Source organism: Burkholderia sp. PAMC 26561, from assembly GCF_001557535.2.
In the GTDB taxonomy this organism is placed as follows: Bacteria; Pseudomonadota; Gammaproteobacteria; order Burkholderiales; family Burkholderiaceae; genus Caballeronia.
Map to the genome: position 1 here is coordinate 311,052 of NZ_CP014307.1, position 20,017 is coordinate 331,068.

A 20,017-nucleotide genomic window follows, 5' to 3' on the forward strand; every position below is an offset into this window, starting at 1 on the left:
CCGGCTTCCCGTCCGTTGGCTATCGGTTGGCGAAGAACGACTTTGCAGCGCTCAATGCGTCTTCGACTGCAGCCCGGTCCACATCCAGATGCGTGACCCAGCGCTGTTTGGTCGCGCCATAGGCCGACGTAATGCCAATTCCGTGCGACGCGAGATGCGCCGAGAATCCCTCGGCAATCGCGCCGTCCACCTCGACAAAGACGATGTTGGTATCCGGCATCGTGACCTTGAGCTGGCTGAACGATGCGAGGCCTTCGGCCAGGGCCTTCGCGTTCGCGTGGTCATCGGCGAGACGCTCCACGTTGTGTTCGAGCGCGTAGAGGCCCGCCGCCGCGAGAATCCCGACTTGCCGCAAACCGCCGCCCAGCATCTTGCGCGTACGCCGCGCCTTCGCAATCAGCGGCGCACTGCCGACCAGCACCGAGCCGACCGGTGTACCCAATCCCTTCGACAAACACACGGACACCGTATCGAATGGACGCGCGAGGGTCGCGACAGGTGTCTTCAGCGCCGTGGCCGCGTTGAAAATGCGCGCGCCATCGAGATGGGTAGCCAGCCCGTGGCGGCGCGCAAGCGCTGTCGCCGCCTCCATGTATTCATGCGAGAGGACCTTGCCGCCGATCGTGTTTTCCAGCGCGAGAAGCCGCGTTCGCGCGAAATGCGAATCGTCGGGCTTGATCGCTTCTTCGATATCCTGCAGCGCGAGCGAACCATCGGGCTGATTGTTCAAGGGCTGCGGCTGAATGCTGCCGAGAACGGCCGCGCCGCCGCCTTCCCATTTGTACGCATGGGCCTGCTGGCCCACGATGAACTCATCGCCCCGTCCGCAATGCGCCATCAGCGCGACCAGATTCGATTGCGTACCCGATGTCAGGAAAACCCCGGCGTCCTTGCCAAAGCGTTCTGCGAGCGTTTCTTCCAGGCGGGTGACGGTAGGGTCATCGCGAAAGACGTCGTCGCCCACTTCCGCCGATGCCATCGCGGCGCGCATCGCCGGGCCGGGTCGCGTAACGGTGTCGCTGCGGAAGTCGTGCTTGATCGGGGTACGCATTGCGGCTCCTGGTTTGTGGAGCGCTTATTTTGCCATTGTGGATGCGCGGTCGTGAGCTGCGTCATAAAGGCCGGTGGGTTTGACGAGTCCGCGATTACCCACAGTTGCTCAATTAAATCAATGTCTTGCAGCCGAAACCTACGCATGAGAATTAACTTCAGGCACAAGCTTATAAAGCACTTGAAGTTAGGTTCGCGCACTACACAATATTTTCTAAGCAAATCAAGAGTTTAAGAAGTATTCTTAAAAAAAATTATTAGGTTTAATATAATTCTCTTTTAGATCAAATGGTTAACACGTATATCTAATGCAAATTATCGAGTTTTGCCGCTGCCGACGCAAGCGGAACGCCGCGAAGCTCCGAACGTATAATCTTCCGCAATCCACTGCGACCAAGCCTCGACTCCCATGAACGCGCCCGACCCGCAATTGCAAGACGATCCCTACATCGGCCGCTATGAACGCTCCGCCGGACATGGCGCCGAATGGTGGCACGTGACGCTCTCCGACAGGCCCCAGATGTACCGGATCGAACATGGGCGCGACGAGGCGCCGGCGAATATCGATACCGTCGTCGATCTTGAAAACCTGAAATCGAAGCTGCAAAAGTGGCATCGCGAAGGTTTTCTGCGTCCCGGCGACAAAGAAGCGCCAGTTGCCGGCGAAAGACGCAACGGCTTTCTCAAGGACCTCAAGCGCGCAGCATCGGGCAAAGCAGTGCTCGCCACGCTTTCTCAGCCGGACCATGCCACTACTTTGATCGGCACAGTCGAAATGCCGCTCGGCCACGCCGGTCCGCTCGTGCCGCGCCTGAATCCCGCCTACCTCTTCCCCGGGCGCTTCGCCGACATCCTTCAGGACATCGTCGAAAACCGGCGTGTGATGCTGATCGGGCATACCGGCGCGGGCAAAACCAGCCTGATCGAACAGGTGGCCGCGCGCTCGCAACACGGCGTGCTGCGGGCGAATATGAACGGGCAGACGACCATCGGCGATTTCGTGGGGTTCTGGACCGTGAAAGGCGGCGAAACCCTGTGGGTGGACGGCGTGTTGCCGACCGCGATGCGCGAAGGCCTCTGGCTCGTGGTCGATGAAATCGACTTTGCCGAGCCATCGATCCTCGCCGTGCTGACCGCCGTGCTCGAACCGCACGGACGCTTGCTGCTGAAGGAAAAAGGCAACGAGCTGGTCGCGCCGCATGCGTCCTTCCGGTTGTTCGCGACCGCGAACGCCGTTGGTGCGATGAGCGTTTATCGTCATCTGTACCAGGGCGCAAACCTGATGAACGAAGCCTTTCTCGACCGATGGCGCGTGTATCTGATGGATTACTTGTCGCCAAAAGAGGAAGCCGAGGTGCTGATGCGCACGCTCGGCGCGCGCATCACGCCGCCGATGGCAAACACGCTCGCCGCGATTGCCGCCGATTGCCGCGCGGCCTTCGCCCGGGAAGATCTGGCGAGCGCGTTTTCGACGCGCCGTTTGCTCGACTGGGCCGACCTCATGCTTCGTTCGGGCGATCCGGAGCGCGCCGCCGGCCCTGCGATCTACGCAAAAGTGAGCGCGGAGGACGCTGCGCTGATACGCAGCATCATCCGGCATCACATCGCGTTTGACGATTGAGCCGCGTTGGTGAGCCGCGCCCAACTCACGCCTGACACGCTAAGCCGGCTCGCGCGGGTCCTGACGGGCCGCTATGGCGTGACCGTCTCCTTCGATGCACGCGGCCCGCGTGTCGAACGCGAGCGCATCGTGCTTGCGGAACCCGCGCCGGATTCACCGGACGCGGACGCCCTCACCGGCCAGCTCGATCTGCTCGCGGCGCGCTGGAAGTTTTCCGTCATCGATGAGATCGACGCGCTGCCTTCAGGTCCGGCGCGGCAACTTGCCGAGGTCATAGAAGACCGGCGTGTGTGCGAGCGTTTGTTCGCCGACTATCCGGGTGCCCGTGGATATATCGAAAGGCTGCGCGCGCAGAAGGCGCATGCCACGCACCAGAAATGGTCCACGCTTTCATGGCGCGACAAGCTGATCTGGCTTGTCGAAGGCGCGCTGTGGGGCGAAACGCCCGCCGTCACGGAACGCACGCCCGCGCTTCTGGCCACGCTCGGCGCTGTGACCGATGCACTGGAAACTGCGCGCAAGAGCCGGTCGACGCGCGAAAGCATCGCGAATGCGCACGCGCTCGTGGCGCGGATCAGATCGCTCGGCGCGGGCGACGTCAATACGATGATGTTCACCGCCGACGCCGATGACACGCTCGACGCAGAGCAAGCCGCGAGCGATCCGGACGCCGCACCGGAAAACGAAACGCCGGATGCAGCTTCAGCCGATGCCATGACCAGCGCGCCATCGGCGTCGGACGCCGCTGCGCAGGCTTCCGAAGCACAATCGCCCGCGGCACCCATGTCGCTGGACAATATAGATCTGATCGACGGCCGCCCGCGCCTCTCGATCCCGCTCACCACCGCATTCGACGTCATCACCGACCTGACGGGCCGAGGCGACCCTGCGGCATGGCGAAACCTCCGCGCACTCGCCCGCGCGGAAACCGCTCCGCTGACCGCACGCCTTGAGCGGGCGCTCAAAGCCGACGAACAGACGCATTGGAAACGCGAGCAGGAACGCGGCGAAATCGACCGGCCGGCGCTGGCGAAGCTCGTGGTGTCGCCGGGTTATCGCACGCCGTTTCGTGTCAAACGCACGACCGAAGGGCGCGACGCGGCAGTGACTCTGCTCATCGACCTCAGCGGGTCCATGGCCGGAAAAAAGATGGATCTGGCGCGCCTGTGTGCAGCGGCGCTGTGCGATGCGCTGATGCAGTTGTCGTTCAAATGCGAAGTGCTGGGGTATAGCTCCGTAGAGTCCACGGAGATGCAAGCGTATTACCAACAGATGCTCGGAGAAGGCGAAGATCTAACTCGATACAACCGCAAGCTCGAACGCCTGGACCTGAGGATCTACAAGCGGTTTGGATCGAGCAATCCCACCGGCCTGAGCACAATCGACTGCAGCCACGAGAATCCCGACGGCGAAGCGCTGGTCTGGGCGGCCGGCCGGCTTTTGGCGCAGCGGGCAGGACGCCGCATCCTGATGGTGCTGTCCGATGGTTACCCCGCCACCGGCGACGGCCATCCGGTCATCTTGCGAACTGATTTGCGGGCGCGGATCGGTGAAATCACGGCTTCGGGAATCGAACTCGTTGGCATCGGCTTGCTCGATGACGCCGTAGAAAAGTTTTATGCGCATAACATCGTCGTGCAAAAACTCGTTGAGCTTCCAACCATGGCGTTCGCGATTTTGAGCAAACTCCTGCTATCGAGGCGCGGGTAAAAACACCCGCGGCTAAAAAACAACTCTGACCCCGGTATTTAATTCAATAGCTTGCTAACGAACTGTCGGCGAAATACAATGCGCGCCATGCCGACAATCGACGTACTCCGACAATCCGTAAGCAGCGCGCTTGTGATCGCCTCCCGCCAGTGGCGGCGAACCAGTCATAGCGTGATCGCCGCCTACAACGTCTCCGAAGCCTGCGCTACCCCGCTGCTTATCGCGGGGCGGCTCGACGCGCCCGTTCGGCAGGTGGCGCTGGCGGAAATGACGGGGATCGAAGGCCCGTCGCTCGTGCGTCTGCTCGATCAACTGTGCGCCGCCAGTCTCGTGCGCCGTGAAGAAGATCCCGACGACCGGCGCGCCAAGATCATTTCTCTCACCGACGAAGGCCGCACCGTAACAGCCAAAATCGAGAAAGAACTGATCGGCCTGCGCGCCGATGTGTTGCAAAACGTCACCCAAGAAGACCTGGAAGCCACCCTGCGCGTATTCGCCGCGTTTAAACTGGGTGCGGCGATGCCCGCGTCCCAGGCATCGTCGAAATCCCATCCGGCCGGCACCGATACGGAAGAAGGCGTCTAGCGCACCATGACGTACCCCACTTCGCGCGAATGGCTGTTTTCGGTCAAGACCTTCATTGCTTCCATGCTGGCGCTTTACATCGGCCTCAAGCTGGAATTGCCGCGTCCGTACTGGGCAATGGCGACCGTGTATATCGTCTCGAATCCGTTTGTGGGCGCAACCCGCTCGAAGGCTTTGTATCGCGCGCTGGGAACCATGATCGGCGCGGCGGCGGCTGTGCTGTTCGTGCCGCCATTCGTGGAATCGCCGTACATTTTCAGCGCCGTCGTTGCAATCTGGACGGGCACGCTGCTGTTTCTCGCCATATCCGACCGCACCGCGCGCAGCTACGTCTTCATGCTGGCGGGGTACACCATGCCGCTGATCGCCCTGCCCTCCGTCATGAACCCGGCCGGCATCTTCGATCTCGCCGTTTCACGGACCGAGGAAATCGTGCTCGGCATCGTGTGCGCGAGCGTGGTCGGCGGCGCGTTGTTCCCAAGCCGTCTTGCGCCCACGCTGATCGAACGTACCGACGCCTGGTTCCGCGACGCCGCGTTCTACACGAAGGAAACGCTTTCCGGCCGGCTCTCCGGTCAAACCATTGCGGCATGCCGCCAGCGGATGGCCTTGACAGTCAATCAGCTTGAGTTCCTGCTGAGCCAGCTTGCCTACGACCATAGCCGGCCCGACGTCCTTGCTCGCGCGCAAGCGCTGCGCGGACGGATGCAATTGCTGCTGCCGATCATGTCGGCTATCGGCGATCCGCTCGCGGCGTTGTTCAGCGGCCAGCAGCCACCGCCGGACGGTCTCAAGCCGCTTCTCGACGATATCGTCAAGTGGTTCGACGAACCCCTCGATGCAAAATCGGGGTCTGCTGATGCCGATGCCAACGCCGACGCATTGCGTGCCCGTATCGCAAGCCTGCAACCCGACGCCGACGGCCTGCGCACGTGGGACGGCGCGCTGCTCTCGAGCACGCTCTGGCGGCTGAAACAGCTCGTGGATGTCTGGCAGGACTGCCGCTCGCTGCGCGTGATCATCACCAACGAGCAAGGATCGTGGCGGCCGCGTTATCGACACTGGCGGCTCGGCGGCACGCAGCAATATTTCGATCGCGGCATGCTGATGTTTTCGGCGGGCTCGGCCATGCTCGCCATCTTCGTTTCCATGAGCATCTGGATTGCGTCCGGCTGGAACGACGGCGCGGGCGCCGTGACGCTGGCGGCGGTCGCGTGCTGCTTTTTCGCCGCGCTCGACGAACCCGCGCCGCAAGTGTTCTCGTTTTTCATCTATACATGTCTTGCCGTGGTGCTGGCCGGGTTATATCTCTTCGTGATTTTGCCGACCGTGCACGACTTCCCGATGCTCGTGATCATGTTCGCAGTGCCGTTCATCTTGATCGGCACGCTGATCCCGCGTCCGCAGTTCAACCTCGCGACCATGCTGACGGCCGTGAACACGGCGACGTTCATCAGCATCCAGGGCACCTACGACGCCAATTTCCTGACCTTCATGAACAGCAACCTCGCGGGTCCGGCCGGGCTGCTGTTCGCGTTCGTGTGGACGCGTGTGACGCGGCCCTTCGGCGCGGAACTGGCGGCTTCGCGACTGATCCGGTCGAGCTGGCGCGACGTGGTGCTAAGCGCATCGACCCGTCCCGTCGATGACCAGAAAAACCTGACGGCCCGCATGATCGACCGTTTGATGCAGATCATTCCGCGCCTGGCCGCCACCGACGAACGCCGTCATCCGTCCATCGAAAGTTTTCGGGACCTGCGCATTGCGTTCAACGCGCTCGATCTGCGGCGCCTGCGGCGCAGGCTCGGCGAAGCGGAACTGGCGTCGGTGGACAGCGTGCTCGAAGGCGTGCGCGCTTACTTCCAGTACAACGTCGAGCGTGGATCTCGGCAACCGGTACCGCAAAGCCTGGAAACGGCCATCGATACCGCCCTCACGCGCATCACGCGCCGCGGCGGCGCGGTCCATGCCGAAGCCAATGCCGAAGCTGCAGCCTCGCAGACCCAGGCGCCCGCGCCCGGCCGGCAGGTACGCGATGCGCTGCATGCGCTCGTCGGCATGCGTTTGTCGCTGTTTCCGGAAACCGTCGCGTCCGCGCTGCCGCCAGAACCCGAGGCCGCAGCATGACGCGCCGTTTGCTCATCCCTTTACAAAGCATCCCGCGATGATCGGCGAAATCGATATCTACGGCGTGTTCCTGCCGGCCGTGCTGATCCTGATGCTGGTCTCGTACCTGCTCTGCCTCGTACTCACGCGCGTGTTCGCGCGCGTGGGGCTGTACCGTTTCGTCTGGCATCGTTCCATTTTCGACCTCGCGATCTACGTGATCGTGCTTGGCATCGTGGTCATTGTTTCGCATCGGCTATTACCGTGAAAAAAACCTGGTTCTCGATTGGACAGATCCTCTTTACGCTCGTCGTCGTGGCGATCGCCGCGTTCGTGCTGTGGCGGCTCGTGGGCTATTACATGTTTGCGCCGTGGACGCGCGACGGCCATGTGCGCGCCGACGTCGTGCAGGTGGCGCCTGATGTCGGCGGCCTGATCGTTGATGTAAAAGTGGTCGATAACCAGCCGGTGAAGGCCGGCCAGGTGCTCTTCGTCATCGATCAGGCGCGTTACGCGCTGAGCTTGCGCCAAGCCCAGGCGACCGCACTGCAGCGCCGCGCGACGCTCGACCAGGCGCGCCGCGAAGACGCGCGTAACCGGACGCTCGGCGACCTCGTCGCACGCGAGATCACGGAAGAAAGCCGTTCGCGCGTGCAGCAGGCCGAAGCGGCGCTCGCCGATGCCGAAGTCGCCATCGATACCGCCCGCCTTAACCTGCAACGCACGACGATCGTGAGTCCCGTCGATGGTTACCTCAACGACCGCGCGCCGCGCACGGGCGAGTTCGTGACGGCGGGACGCTCGGTGTTGTCGGTGGTGGACCTGCATTCGTTCCGTGTCGATGGATACTTCGAGGAAACGAAGCTGCGGGGTATCGATATCGGCCAGGCAGTCGATATCAAGGTGATGGGCGAACCCGCGATCCTGCGCGGGCATGTGCAGAGCATCGTGGCGGGTATCGAGGATCGTGACCGCGTGCAGGGATCGAACCTGCTGCCGAACGTGAATCCGGCATTCAGCTGGGTGCGGCTTGCGCAACGGATTCCGGTGCGCATTGCACTCGACGAAGTGCCGGCGGATTTCCGGATGATCGCGGGGCGCACGGCGACGGTGTCGGTGCGTGATTTGACGCCGACCGGAAACACCCGCGCCGACGGCGCTTCATCGGCTTCGGCAGCGTCTGCACCCGCGTCTGCGCCGGCCACGGCCAGCGGCGTGGTTCCCGTGACCACCGGCGTCGCCGCATCCGCACCGGCGGCAAGCAAATGAAGATGCCGCGCGCCCTTGCCCTGACGCCGTTCGTGCTCGCGCTCGCCGCGTGCTTCACCGTCGGCCCTGATTATTCCCTGCCGAAAGACGCTGCCGTCAACGCGCCGTACGCGAACGCGCCGCTCGATGGTGCACAAGGCCAGTCGACGGTATCGGCGGGCGCCGTGCCCACGCACTGGTGGCGTCTCTACGACGATCCCGTACTCGACGACCTCGTGCAGCAGGCGATGGCATCGAATACGGACCTGCGCGTGGCGGCGGCGAACCTCGGCCGCTCGCGCGCCGCGCTGAGCGTCGCGCAATCGCAGGGCGGGTTTTCGGGCGGGGCGTCGGCGGCGTTCAAGCGCGCGCAGGAATCCGCCGAACAGTACCTCATCTTCGAAAAGATCCCGGTCGCGAACGAAGGTGATGTCGGCATCAACATTTCGTACGAACTCGATCTTTTCGGCACGCTGCGCCGCGGCGTTGAAGCGGCGCAAGCAGACAGCGATGCAACCCAGGCCGCTGCCGATCTCGCGCGGATCTCGGTCGTGGCCGACGTCGTGCGCGCTTATGTACAGAATTGCTCGGCGGCCGAAGAACTCGTGATTGCGCAAAGGTCGCTGGCGTTGCAGCGCCAGCGGGTATCGGTATCGCGCAGGTTGCAGCAGGCTGGACGCGGCAACGCGCCCGATGTGACCGCCGGCCAGACGCAGGTCGCCACGCTCAGCGCGAATATCCCGGTGTACACCGCGCGCCGCAAGATCGCGCAATATCAACTGGCGGCGCTGCTGGCGCGTTCGCCGGAAGACCTGCCCAAGGCCGTGTACGCCTGCAACAAGACGCCGACGATCGCACAACCCCTGCCCGTCGGCGATGGCGCCGCCCTGCTGCGCCGCCGCCCCGATGTACGGCAAGCGGAGCGAAGGCTGGCGGCATCGACCGCGCGCATTGGAGTCGCGACGGGCGCGTTGTATCCGACGGTGAGCATCGGCGCGTCTGCCGGTTTGACCGGCGTGCTGGAAGACCTCGGCACGCAACCGACCGCGCGCTGGGGCTTTGGTCCGCTGATCAGCTGGACGTTCCCGGTGAATGGCGCACGCGGCCGGATTCACGAAGCGCAATATGGCGCCGACGCTGCGCTCGCCCAGTTCGATGGTGTCGTGCTCAAGGCGTTGCGCGAGACGCAGTCGAGTCTCGCCACGTATTCCGCCGATTACACCCGCGCCGACGCGCTGCGGGCCGCGCAGAAATCGGCGGCTGAATCCGCTGATCAGACGCACCGGTTTTTCCTCGCCGGGCGCGAATCGTTTATCGCCGATCTGGATGCGACTCGCGTGCTGACATCGACGAACGCGCAGTTGTCGGCGGCCGAGGGGCAAGTGGCGATCGATCAGGTGAATTTGTTTCTTGCGCTGGGCGGGGGATGGGAGATGGGTTCGTCCCCTGATCCCAGCGTTGCTGTGGCGCCCCGCCCGGTCTCTGCTCCCACGAGCGGATCGGGGACACCTCATTTCATAAAGTACGATAGCGCCGATTAGTCTGCTATGGCCGGCCTTGGTCTCCTGAATCGATTCGGGAGAAGCCTGTTTTGAAAATCAGCGATCAGTTTGTGCAGTTGGTATTTGCACCCATCGGTTACAGTTTGTCCGTTTCGATTACCATGGCTACGTAAATTGGTATATTTTCAAACCATGCTGAGTTCGAAAAAATCTACGTACGCCAACCATGAGTGAGCCAAACCAGCGAAAACTAAACCAACTTGGGATCTTGCTTCCGGAAGGTTTGCTTGTGGACGCCGAATGGCTGTCCACGAACCACTATTCCACGTCTCTTCGCTCCAAGTACGTCGCCGCTGGTTGGCTTGAACAACCCGCGCGCAGGGTTTATCGGCGTCCCCGTGGTCAACTCGGCTGGCAACAGGTCATTATCTCTTTGCAAACGCTGCTTGAGCGCCGCCTGATTGTTGGCGGCCGCACGGCCCTCGAGCTGCAAGGCTATGCGCACTATCTTTCGCAAAGTTCTCCCGAGATCCATCTTCACGGTCCCGCCAGACCGCCGGGATGGCTTTATTCGCTCCCGCTTAAGGAACGATTTGTCTATCACAACAGCGCGCCACTTTTCGGGAACGACCTGAGCGTTGTCGAATTTCCCCCTCTTGTCCGGAATGACGAGCTTCCCGCGCGAGATCCCGCCTTATTCCAAGATGCCGGATTGCGCTCGCTTCCATGGGGTCAATGGAACTGGCCACTGACAGCCTCGACGCCCGAACGCGCCGTGCTCGAACTTCTCGATGAACTGCCTGGCCACGAAAGTTTTCATCAGACAGACATGCTGATGGAAGGATTAAGCAATCTTGCTCCACGACGGCTGCAAGCGCTACTTGATCGATGCCAAAGCGTGAAGGTCAAGCGTCTCTTCTTCTTCTTTGCGGACCGGCACGGTCATGCATGGCTCAAGCATATCGATCGATCGAAAATCGGGCTTGGTTCGGGCAAGCGGGTGCTGGTAAAGGACGGACGTCTGGATTTCACATACCAGATCACCGTTCCCAAAGATCTCGACGAGGTACATTGAATGGCCTTTGCCGATGTTTATCGACGTCAGGTCGAATTACTGATCCGGACCTTGCCTTCCGTCTCCGCAGAAGAGCATTTCGCGATCAAAGGCGGCACCGCCATCAACCTTTTCGTACGCGATCTGCCACGTCTTTCAGTCGATATCGACTTGACCTATTTGCCCATTCAGGACCGTCCGGCTTCGCTTGCGGCGATCGATACGGCCATGAAACGGATGGGCGAACGTATTGCCGGGGCTCTCCCTGGAACACGCGTTCTATTCGCGCGTTCCAGGGAGGACGTGGTCACCAAACTCGTCGTTCGTCATAACGGTGTACAAATCAAGATAGAAGTGACGCCGGTTCTCAGGGGGTGCGTGTTTGAACCGGAGATGCGCTCGGTCACACCGAGCGTCGAGGAGGAATTCGGATTTGCCGAGATGCGTGTACTTTCCTTCCCGGACCTTTACGCGGGCAAGATCGTTGCGGCGCTGGACCGACAGCATCCGCGTGACTTGTTTGATGTGCGCGATCTGCTGGCTAACGAGGGTATCGACGAGTCACTGCGGCGAGCGTTCCTGATCTACCTGGTCAGCCATGATCGACCGATGGCCGAGATCCTGACCGTTCGACGCAAAGACATCGCGGCTGAGTTTGAGCGAGGTTTTGTCGGAATGACTCGCGATTCGGTCCAGCTCGAGGAACTCCTGGCGGCGCGGGAAACATTGGTTCGCGAGATGATTGGATCGATGCCAGAGATCCATCGGGAATTCCTTCTGGCTTTCGAGCGGCAACCCCGCCTGGGATTCCCTCGATTTGCAAGCCGCCGCGGAGTTGCCCGCAGTGCGATGGCGCCAACGCAATCTGAAGAGTATCGATACGGACAAACGAGCAGCCCTCGTGGCACAGCTCGGAAAGGTTCTGTCATCAACGTGATGGATCGACGCTTCCCCAAGCCTGATCCCGGCGCGCTTTCCGTGTAACCTTGAGCGCTCCCTGACCCCGACGTTCAACCATGCGACGCATTCCCCAGCAAGAACGCGCCGAGAAGCGCATGCAGGACATGCTCGCGGCCGCCGGCACCGTCATCGCCGAACGCGGCCTCGAAGCCGCCACCATGACCGGGATCGCCGCACGCGCGGGGGTATCGATTGGTGCGGTCTACCAGTATTTCCCGAACAAGGACGCGCTCGCCATCGCGCTGCGCACCGAGTATGGCGCGCTCATGGACGAACGCTGGAGCGCGCTCGCCGGGCATGCACGCACCGCCAGCACGCCCGAGCTCGCCGGGCGGCTGATCGACCTGATGACAGGGTTTATCGGCGACCATCCGGCTTATCTGGCGTTATCGGCGGCGTCCACACCCACCAATCGCAGCGACGACGACCGCAGCCGCCTGCGGCAACGCTTCGCGGAACTGTTCGCGCACCGGCGCACAGACCTGGCGCCGGCCGACGCACTGCGCGTCGCCGAGGTGCTTCTGCAGATCGTGAAGGGCCTTCCGCCGCTCTACATGGCCGCGAAACCGAAGGAACGGCGTCTTCTCATCGACGAATACAAGACCGCCGTGACGGCGTATCTCACCGCGCGCCTGAACTAGCGGCATGCAGGTTGCTGCGCAATAAGGTGTACGCTCGCCGAACCGCCACATTTTGCGCATGTTCCAGGCTTGACCGGGACTTGTGTCACGCACATCGCGCGCACTCCGACCTCCGGGCTCATGAAAACTTTCCATTGCAATCACTGCAATCAGTTGGTGTTCTTCGAGAACTTCCGCTGCGAACGCTGCGAGTCCCTGCTGGGTTTCATTCCCGAACTCGCCGAAATCAGCGCGTTCGAAGACGCGGGCGACGGCCTCTGGCGCAGCCGCCACCCCGAACGCGGCGACGCGGGCCTGTACAAGCCGTGTCACAACTACGCCGTCGAAAAAGTTTGCAACTGGATGGTGCCGGCCGATTCACGCGATCCCCTCTGCCACGCATGCCGCCTGACCCACACCATTCCGAACCTCGGCGTGCCCAATCGTCGCTACTACTGGTTCCGGCTGGAAGCGGCAAAGCGGCGCCTGCTCTACACGCTCGGCGCGCTCGGACTTCGCGTGGACTCCCGCCAAGACAATCCGAAGACGGGGCTGCAGTTCGAATTCATGGAGGATGGCCGGGGCAAACGCGTGCTGACGGGCCACGACAACGGCCTGATCACGATGAACATCGCCGAGGCCGACGATGCCCAGCGCGAACGCGCCCGCCTCGCGATGGGCGAGCCCTACCGTACCTTGCTGGGGCATTTCCGGCATGAGATCGGCCACTACTATTTCGACCGGCTGATCGCGGATACGCCGTGGATCGACAGTTTCCGGATGCTGTTCGGCGACGAACGCGCGAGTTACAGCGGAGCGCTCGCGCGCCACTACAAGGAAGGTCCGCCGCCGGACTGGAACAAGTCGTTCGTGAGCGGCTACGCGACCACGCACGCGTGGGAAGACTGGGCGGAGACATGGGCGCATTACCTGCACATCTTCGACACCATCGATACCGCCCGTGCTTGCGGCGTAGCCCTCGCGCCATTGAACACGCTCGATCCCACGCTCGTGGCGCAGCCGCCCGTCGGCGAAGCGACCTTCGACCACCTGATGCACCAGTGGTTTCCGCTCACCTATGCGCTAAACAGCCTGAATCGCAGTCTCGGCATGCCCGACGCGTACCCGTTCGCGCTCGCGCCGCCGGTGGTCGAAAAGCTGCGCTTCGTGCATCGCGTGATCGCGGCCGCGGGGCAAGTCCAGCAATAAACTTCCTACGCCACGGCTTTGAGGGCTGCCGGGCTCGCACTGTACGAAGCCGGTTGCCCGCCGTGCAACGATACCTTCGACGTCTCCGGCAACATCATCCCGCCAATCAGGCCCATCACCGAAATAACGATCAGGTACAGCGCCGGCGACATGTTGTTGCCGGTCGTCGTGATCAGCCACGTGGCGACGAGCGGCGCGGTGCCGCCGAAGATCGTGTAAGCGAGGTTATAGGTGATGGCTGAAGCGGTGTAGCGTGTGCGCGTCGGGAATATTTCGGACAACAAAGGTGCGGTCACCACGCCCGACAACACTGCGCCGATCGCCAGCAGTCCTACCCCCAGCACCGACGGCAGGAACTGCCCTGAACTGCCAAGCGAAAACGATGGATATACGGTCGCGATCAAAATCACGCACGTCGTCAGCACGGTTTTCCTGCGTCCAACGAAGTCTGAATACAAACCTGCGAGCGGGCACAGCGCAGCCGCGAAAAACAGCGCAATCACCGTAATCAGCAAGGATGTCGCGCGATTCAGATGGCCGGCGACCTGCAGGTAAGTCGCGAAGTACGTCGTGAACATATAAAACGACAACGCCGTCACGGAGATGAACGCGCCCAGCTTCAGGATGCCTGCCGCCTGCGTGCGCAGCGTATCGCGTAATGGCGCGTGCGCCACGGCGTGCTCGCCCTCGAGCGCACGGAACGCCGGCGTTTCGTTGAGATTCATCCGCAGATAAAGCCCGATCAAGCCGATCGGTGCGGCCGCCAGGAATGGCACGCGCCAGCCCCACGAACTCATGGCATCGGCGGACAGCGAGGCATCGAGCGCGTAGGCCACGACCGCGGCGACCGCGAAAGAAGAAAACGTCGAGACCGGCACGAAACTGCCATATCGCGCACGCTTGTGCTGCGGCGCGTGTTCCATCACGTAGGCGCAGGCACCGGCGTATTCGCCGCCCGCCGAGAAGCCCTGCACGCAGCGGATCACCGTCAAGAGCAGCGGCGCGAATGCGCCGACGGCGGCGTAAGTCGGCAATAAACCGATCAATGTCGTCGCGCCCGCCATCAGCAAAATAGTCAGCGCCAGCGTGCGCTTGCGGCCGATCCGGTCGCCGATCACGCCGAACACAATTCCGCCGAGCGGCCTGAACGCAAACGCCACGGCGAACACGGCAAAGGTCTTGAGCAATCCGACAGCGGGGTCTCCGCTCGGAAAAAACTCGCGTGTGAGGATGGTCGCGAGAAAGCCGTACGCGGCGAAATCGAACCATTCGACGAAGTTGCCGATCGACGCCGCGAGAATCACTTTGCGCAGCGTTTTCAGATCGACTTCGGGAGGCGCGGCTTCCAATGTTCTCGACATTCGATGACTCCCGGATAAAGGACTGGCCTTGGCTGTTTGTTGGATTGATGGGTCCCCTTTGAGTAGATGCGACCATAAACCAGACTCCTAGAACGATCGCGTCATAGTGGTAGGACCCAGGCGACACGAACACCATGCCGTCCTTTGCCGTCTCCTCGCAATCTGCACGAGTTCGAAGTACGCCAGTCATTGGTATCGATGACAGCGATGGTTCCGCCGTCGACCAGGCGCTGGAACTGACCGGTGGTGAAGGCGCTGACCGGGGCTGCGAATGCGTGGGTTATCAATGCAGTTGCAAGGGCCATGAAGTCCCGATCATCTCGCACGAATTGCCGCTCGACGAGGCGCCCGAAGCGTACAAGCACTTCGACGCACGCGGCAACGGCTGGACCAAGGTCATATTGAAGCCGGCTGCATAAGCATCGGGAGCGCCACTGACCGCGCTCCCTCAGCCTTTTTTGAGTCCCGCCGATTTGAACGTCCCTTGCGCGCTCGCGATCAGGATCTTGTCGTCCACCCACGCCTCGCCGCGTGAGAAGAAAATGCTGCGGCCCTGTCTTTCGATGAAGCCCTTCGCCGTCACGCTTTCACCCAGCCCCGTATCCAGGTAATTGACCGTCAGCGACAACGTGAAGCCGTGCCTGGCAGGTTCTTCCTCGGGTGCATACAAGCCGGCGTAACCGCAGGCGGCATCGAGCAGCGTCGCCACCACCCCGCCCTGCAACACACCGCGCCGGTTCAGGTGCTTCGGCTGGATCGGCATACGGAATTCGGCGTAACCTTCCTTCCAGCCTACATGCCGAGCATCGAGGTATTCGAGGAAAGGATTGTCGAGGACGAGATTGGACATCGGGAAAAGATCTCCTTTGCCGACCGGAGTTATCGCCGCAGCACTTAGTCCGGTCTCGTGAATCTTGATAGGATCGACCGGAAAAAAAGCTAACTTCGATCCCGGCCGGAACATTGATTCGATCACTATAACCAGGCCACGGCGAAGTCGTTGGCCTGCAGGCTATCCCCTGGCAAGCCTGTCCATCTTTGCGGGAGCGGCGAGATGTACGCGTGCGCAAACTGAATCGACGTCCGATAAAGCGCTCAGGCAATCGCCTGCGGTTTATAGCCGCCCAACTACTGCTCTGCGACCAGCTCCGGATAGCGACGTCTATTTCGCACCGCGTTCAAACCGGTCTGAGCCCGTGCGGCTATTGGTACGACATCGTGAATGTAGCCAATGCCTTGATCGATCCGGCCGTGACGTTTCCGGTACGAATGTACTGCGCCGTTAAAGGCAGCACGAGCACGCCGTTCGGCGAAGCACCGATCAACCACTGATTCGGCACATTCGGCCCCGCCGCATCCGGACCGAAACTTACCGGCGTGCCCTTGTCCCTGAGGACCTGTACACCAACGCCCTTGGCCGTCGATTCAGACGCGAGGTTAAGCACGTTCGAACGGTTCGACGGATCGACTGCGTCGGTGATGACTATGGAAACTTGTGCGCCGGTTGCACAGGCAAAGCTGAGGTTGAACGATTGAGCGCCGGCCGTGGTTCCCAGGCCGCCTGAAAATCCGCGTACGGATACGGTGGGGAGCGCAACGACCGGAGCGTCGGTCTGTACTGAACAGGTGGCAGTGCTGAGCGTGCCGCTTGCCGTGCCCGTATAAAGCGAACCAAACTGGTAACTATTGCCAGGACTGTCTGAGTGCTGATAGGTGATCGTGACGGTCGGGATTGTTAAAAGGCTCGATGCTCCCGCGGCGACAGGACCGGTCGTCACGAGACTGACGACACTTGCGATATCGATATTTACATAAGGTCCACCGACCGGCGTGTTGACGGGACAGGTCAGCCTGACCTCTCCTTTGTCCAGCGTGGCATTAACCGCATTGCACGCCGGTGCGTTGAACGCAAAGCGAACACCCAGGCCTGGGACGTTGGTCGCATAGACATCACTAAACCCTGATGCCAGCGACGCGGTCGTCTTAAAAATGGCGTATTCGTCGGCTGAAGTCGAGACGGGCGCAGACGAAAGAAGCCTGCACGGTATCTGAAACGCATCCGGTGCCAGCGTCTTGACCGTGGCCCCCACAGCAGGCGACGCCGGGACCGAAATGGTTCCTGCGGCAAGCACTTTGCTTACGTTCACCGGGTAAGTGCATGTCAGGCTGGCGCGTGCGGACGTCGCGCTGAAGACAATGCACGCTGTAAGCGCAATGAAGAAAAGGTGCCTGCTGAAAGAGGTCTGGATGCCCCAATCGATAGCAAAAAAGCGGTTGTTCGCCGAGCGGTCGGTGCTGCTAGTGGCAGATGAAACGAATGCGGTTTTTGGCCACATAAACATTGAAGCCCTTCAGGTAGCAGGTCAATATGTAAGCCGGAATCAAGCCGATGTGCAGTCCGGCCTTGGCGCACCGAGGCACTGAGGCACCGACACCCTACCGACCGCGTGCCATGACCGTCCACCTCGAAATTGACAACAGCAGTCTTCCAACAAAACGCTTGATTAACATGAGTTGTTCGCGCCTGAGCCCGTTTGGTTTGTCGCTGTCATGAGTCCAAAGCACGGACCGTTTCTTGTTTGGAAACGGTAATGGAAAAATTGGCAATTCTCGACTTGGTGTGTGGACGGCATGATGAGCATCCGAGACCTTGCGGCGCTCAAACGTGGCGATGCCACGCCTCAGCTACCAGCGGCATCGCACGAAAACAGGAACCACTGCCATGACCACAATTCATAAACGCCTGTATATCCAGGAAGTCGCGACCCGTGACGGCTTTCAGAACGAAACGCAGTTCGTCGATACCGACGCAAAGATCGCCCTGATCGATGCCCTGAGCACGTGCGGCTTCGCGAAGATCGAAGTCACGTCGTTCACGTCGCCTAAGGCGATTCCCGCGTTGCGCGACGCCGAAGCCGTGATGCACGGCATTACGCGGCGCGAAGGCGTGGTCTACACCGTGCTCGTGCCGAATGTGCGCGGGGCGGAACGCGCGCTGTCGTGCGGCGTGGATGAAGTCAACCTCGTGATGTCGGTCAGCGAAACTCACAACCGCGCGAACCTGCGCATGGGCCGCGAGCAGTCGTTCGCCCAGTTGCGCGAGGTGATCGGCGTGGTGAAGTCGACGCCGGTTGCCATCAACGTGTCGCTGTCGACATCGATGGGATGCCCGATGGAAGGCGACATTCCCGTTGAAGAAGTGCTGCGCTGGACGGAAGAATTCGCCACGCTCGGCGTGCACGGCGTGACCCTTTGCGATACCACCGGCATGGCTTATCCGTCGCAAGTGAAAGCCTTGTGCGAGCGCGTGCGCAAAGTGTTTCCCGCGCTCGAACTGACGCTGCACTTTCACAATACGCGCGGCATGGCGCTTGCCAACACTCTCGCGGCGCTGGAAGCGGGTATCGATCGTTTCGATGCGTCGCTGGGAGGCATTGGCGGCTGTCCGTATGCGCCAGGCGCGAGCGGCAACGTCTGTACCGAAGAACTCGTGCACATGCTGGCGCTCGACGGCTACGATACCCGTGTCGATCTCGCTGCCGTGCTTAAGGCATCGGCTTTGTTGCCCGGGTTGATCGGCCACGATGTGCCCAGCCAGATTCTCAAGGCCGGCCGCCGGCTCGATCTTCACGACGCCCCGCCCGATCAGCAAAGAACAGCCGCACACGAAGGAGCTTGATATGACCCTCATCGATCATCTGGATCATCTGGTGTTGACTTGCATCGATGAAACGGCGACTCGCCACTTCTACACGGAAGTCCTTGGCATGCAGCTCGAAACCTTCGGCGAGGGGCGCAGCGCGTTTCGCTTCGGCAAGCAGAAAATCAACCTGCATGTTCGCGGCAAGGAATTCGAGCCGAAGGCGCATCTGCCGGTTTCGGGCGCGCTCGACCTGTGTTTTATCGCAGCCGTTCCCCTGGCCGACGTCATTGCACATCTGAACCAGTGCAACTGGCCGATCATCGAGGGGCCGGTCGAACGGACCGGTGCAACGCAAAAAATCCGCTCGGTGTATGTCCGCGACCCTGATCTGAATTTGATCGAGATTTCCGAACTGGTCTGATCCACGGCGTTCAATTCGGCAGACGAATACCGGTCAGTCGCTCGCATGCTGCGATCAGGCCGTCCTGCAAACGCTCATCGCTTGCGGCCGCACTCGGCTTGCGCGGTTTCATATGGAAGAAATATTCGCCCGTCACGCTTGCTGCAGGATCGTCGCTGACCGCAAGCCATGCTTGCGTGCGCGGCGCGGCCTTCATGTCGTCGGGCGCGCCCGCGCCGCCCATCCTGGTCGGCACCCATCCGGGATGGACCGCGTTCGATAAAACGCCCGGCCAGCGCCGTGCAACGCTGAATGCGAGCCAGAGATCGTGCAGCTTCGAATCCGAATAGGCGCTTGCGCCTTGCCACCTGCGCTGTTTCCACAGCAGGTCATCGAGACCCGGATCGCCGCCTTCATGCATGCCCGAACCGAGATACACGAGCCGCTCAGGCTTTTCGATCAAAGCTGTGAGGATGTAAGGCGCAATCGTGTTGATCGCGAAGACATGAGGCAAGCCATCGATGGTCTCGATACGCCGCGACTCGCGATAACCGACGCCCGCGTTATGGATCACGGCATCGAAGCGGCCAAGCCGGTTCACTTGCTCGGCAACGTCACGTGTTGCGTCCATACTGGACAGATCGCCCGATACCACCGCTTCCGCACCTGGCACAGCACGCATTGCATCGCAGGCGCGCTTTTCGTTACGTGCATGCAGAACCACGCGATGTCCCTGCGCCACCAGCAACTCTGCAGCCATCTGCCCGAGGCCATCGGCGGAACCCGTTATGAAAACGCGTGACATGTTTTTCGTCCTATATAGATCGGCTTAGATCTGATCAATAAACGCCGCATCCGACTTCGTAAAAGATCTCGGCGATGCGGCAAACAGGGAATAAATCGTAATGCGGCGGAGTTTGAATGACGATAGCCTGCGCGTCATCGAAT

At 61.4% G+C, this 20,017-nt stretch carries 19 protein-coding genes; 14 read left to right on the top strand and 5 right to left on the bottom strand.

Translation table 11 applies throughout. The features are described from left to right. Nucleotides 1-19: 19 nt before the first annotated feature. On the bottom strand, nucleotides 20-1,051 hold the full coding sequence (ltaE, locus tag AXG89_RS17055; RefSeq protein WP_062171109.1) for a low-specificity L-threonine aldolase: 1,032 nt from the start codon (nucleotides 1,049-1,051) through the stop codon (nucleotides 20-22). Nucleotides 1,052-1,459: 408 nt separating this feature from the next. Here ltaE and AXG89_RS17060 point away from each other — a divergent pair, with 408 nt between their 5' ends. From AXG89_RS17060 to AXG89_RS17110, 11 genes are all read left to right on the top strand, one after another. Continuing rightward, nucleotides 1,460-2,671, top strand: a complete 1,212-nt coding sequence (locus AXG89_RS17060; RefSeq protein ID WP_062171112.1) for an AAA family ATPase — start codon at nucleotides 1,460-1,462, stop codon at nucleotides 2,669-2,671. Nucleotides 2,672-2,680: 9 nt separating this feature from the next. Continuing rightward, nucleotides 2,681-4,381 (top strand): cobaltochelatase CobT-related protein, encoded by a 1,701-nt coding sequence (locus AXG89_RS17065; RefSeq protein WP_236873451.1) that lies wholly within the window; start codon nucleotides 2,681-2,683, stop codon nucleotides 4,379-4,381. A gap of 87 nt (nucleotides 4,382-4,468) precedes the next feature. Next, nucleotides 4,469-4,966: a MarR family winged helix-turn-helix transcriptional regulator gene (locus AXG89_RS17070; protein ID WP_062172555.1), complete on the top strand. Its 498-nt coding sequence runs from the start codon at nucleotides 4,469-4,471 to the stop codon at nucleotides 4,964-4,966. A gap of 6 nt (nucleotides 4,967-4,972) precedes the next feature. Further along, nucleotides 4,973-7,093, top strand: coding sequence for an FUSC family protein (locus tag AXG89_RS17075; protein ID WP_062171116.1), 2,121 nt, complete (start codon nucleotides 4,973-4,975; stop codon nucleotides 7,091-7,093). A gap of 37 nt (nucleotides 7,094-7,130) precedes the next feature. Beyond that, nucleotides 7,131-7,340 carry a DUF1656 domain-containing protein gene (locus tag AXG89_RS17080; RefSeq protein ID WP_062003069.1) on the top strand — a complete coding sequence of 70 codons (210 nt, stop codon included), beginning with the start codon at nucleotides 7,131-7,133 and terminating at the stop codon, nucleotides 7,338-7,340. Then, nucleotides 7,337-8,341: an efflux RND transporter periplasmic adaptor subunit gene (locus AXG89_RS17085; RefSeq protein ID WP_062171117.1), complete on the top strand. Its 1,005-nt coding sequence runs from the start codon at nucleotides 7,337-7,339 to the stop codon at nucleotides 8,339-8,341. Before AXG89_RS17080 ends, AXG89_RS17085 begins: the two co-directional genes overlap by 4 nt. After that, nucleotides 8,338-9,861: an efflux transporter outer membrane subunit gene (locus tag AXG89_RS17090; protein ID WP_062171119.1), complete on the top strand. Its 1,524-nt coding sequence runs from the start codon at nucleotides 8,338-8,340 to the stop codon at nucleotides 9,859-9,861. The genes AXG89_RS17085 and AXG89_RS17090 overlap by 4 nt, the downstream gene beginning before the upstream one ends. Before the next feature lie 250 nt (nucleotides 9,862-10,111). Next, complete coding sequence (locus AXG89_RS17095; RefSeq protein ID WP_236873453.1) at nucleotides 10,112-10,897, top strand: type IV toxin-antitoxin system AbiEi family antitoxin domain-containing protein; 786 nt, start codon at nucleotides 10,112-10,114, stop codon at nucleotides 10,895-10,897. Then, entirely contained in the window at nucleotides 10,898-11,860 is a 963-nt protein-coding gene (locus AXG89_RS17100) for a nucleotidyl transferase AbiEii/AbiGii toxin family protein (RefSeq protein WP_205583078.1), read from the top strand. 32 nt (nucleotides 11,861-11,892) lie between these two features. Continuing rightward, nucleotides 11,893-12,477, top strand: coding sequence for a TetR/AcrR family transcriptional regulator (locus tag AXG89_RS17105; RefSeq protein ID WP_062171121.1), 585 nt, complete (start codon nucleotides 11,893-11,895; stop codon nucleotides 12,475-12,477). Nucleotides 12,478-12,597: 120 nt separating this feature from the next. Next, nucleotides 12,598-13,665: a zinc-binding metallopeptidase family protein gene (locus tag AXG89_RS17110; RefSeq protein ID WP_062003075.1), complete on the top strand. Its 1,068-nt coding sequence runs from the start codon at nucleotides 12,598-12,600 to the stop codon at nucleotides 13,663-13,665. A gap of 5 nt (nucleotides 13,666-13,670) precedes the next feature. Here the strand turns inward: AXG89_RS17110 and AXG89_RS17115 are convergent, their stop codons facing one another. After that, nucleotides 13,671-15,026: an MFS transporter gene (locus AXG89_RS17115; RefSeq protein WP_062171123.1), complete on the bottom strand. Its 1,356-nt coding sequence runs from the start codon at nucleotides 15,024-15,026 to the stop codon at nucleotides 13,671-13,673. Between the two features lie 134 nt (nucleotides 15,027-15,160). Here AXG89_RS17115 and AXG89_RS17120 point away from each other — a divergent pair, with 134 nt between their 5' ends. Then, nucleotides 15,161-15,445, top strand: coding sequence for a hypothetical protein (locus AXG89_RS17120; protein WP_062171125.1), 285 nt, complete (start codon nucleotides 15,161-15,163; stop codon nucleotides 15,443-15,445). A gap of 29 nt (nucleotides 15,446-15,474) precedes the next feature. Here the strand turns inward: AXG89_RS17120 and AXG89_RS17125 are convergent, their stop codons facing one another. Then, the gene (locus AXG89_RS17125) at nucleotides 15,475-15,876 is read right to left on the bottom strand and encodes a PaaI family thioesterase (RefSeq protein WP_062172556.1); all 402 of its coding nucleotides are present in this window, start codon (nucleotides 15,874-15,876) and stop codon (nucleotides 15,475-15,477) included. A 352-nt stretch (nucleotides 15,877-16,228) separates the two neighbouring features. Further along, nucleotides 16,229-17,368: a fimbrial protein gene (locus AXG89_RS17130; RefSeq protein WP_062171127.1), complete on the bottom strand. Its 1,140-nt coding sequence runs from the start codon at nucleotides 17,366-17,368 to the stop codon at nucleotides 16,229-16,231. Between the two features lie 380 nt (nucleotides 17,369-17,748). Here AXG89_RS17130 and AXG89_RS17135 point away from each other — a divergent pair, with 380 nt between their 5' ends. Beyond that, nucleotides 17,749-18,705 carry a hydroxymethylglutaryl-CoA lyase gene (locus AXG89_RS17135; protein ID WP_062171129.1) on the top strand — a complete coding sequence of 319 codons (957 nt, stop codon included), beginning with the start codon at nucleotides 17,749-17,751 and terminating at the stop codon, nucleotides 18,703-18,705. A 1-nt stretch (nucleotide 18,706) separates the two neighbouring features. Further along, nucleotides 18,707-19,090: a VOC family protein gene (locus AXG89_RS17140; protein ID WP_062171131.1), complete on the top strand. Its 384-nt coding sequence runs from the start codon at nucleotides 18,707-18,709 to the stop codon at nucleotides 19,088-19,090. A gap of 10 nt (nucleotides 19,091-19,100) precedes the next feature. Here the strand turns inward: AXG89_RS17140 and AXG89_RS17145 are convergent, their stop codons facing one another. After that, nucleotides 19,101-19,874, bottom strand: a complete 774-nt coding sequence (locus AXG89_RS17145) for an SDR family NAD(P)-dependent oxidoreductase (protein WP_062171133.1) — start codon at nucleotides 19,872-19,874, stop codon at nucleotides 19,101-19,103. Between the last annotated feature and the right edge of the window lie 143 nt (nucleotides 19,875-20,017).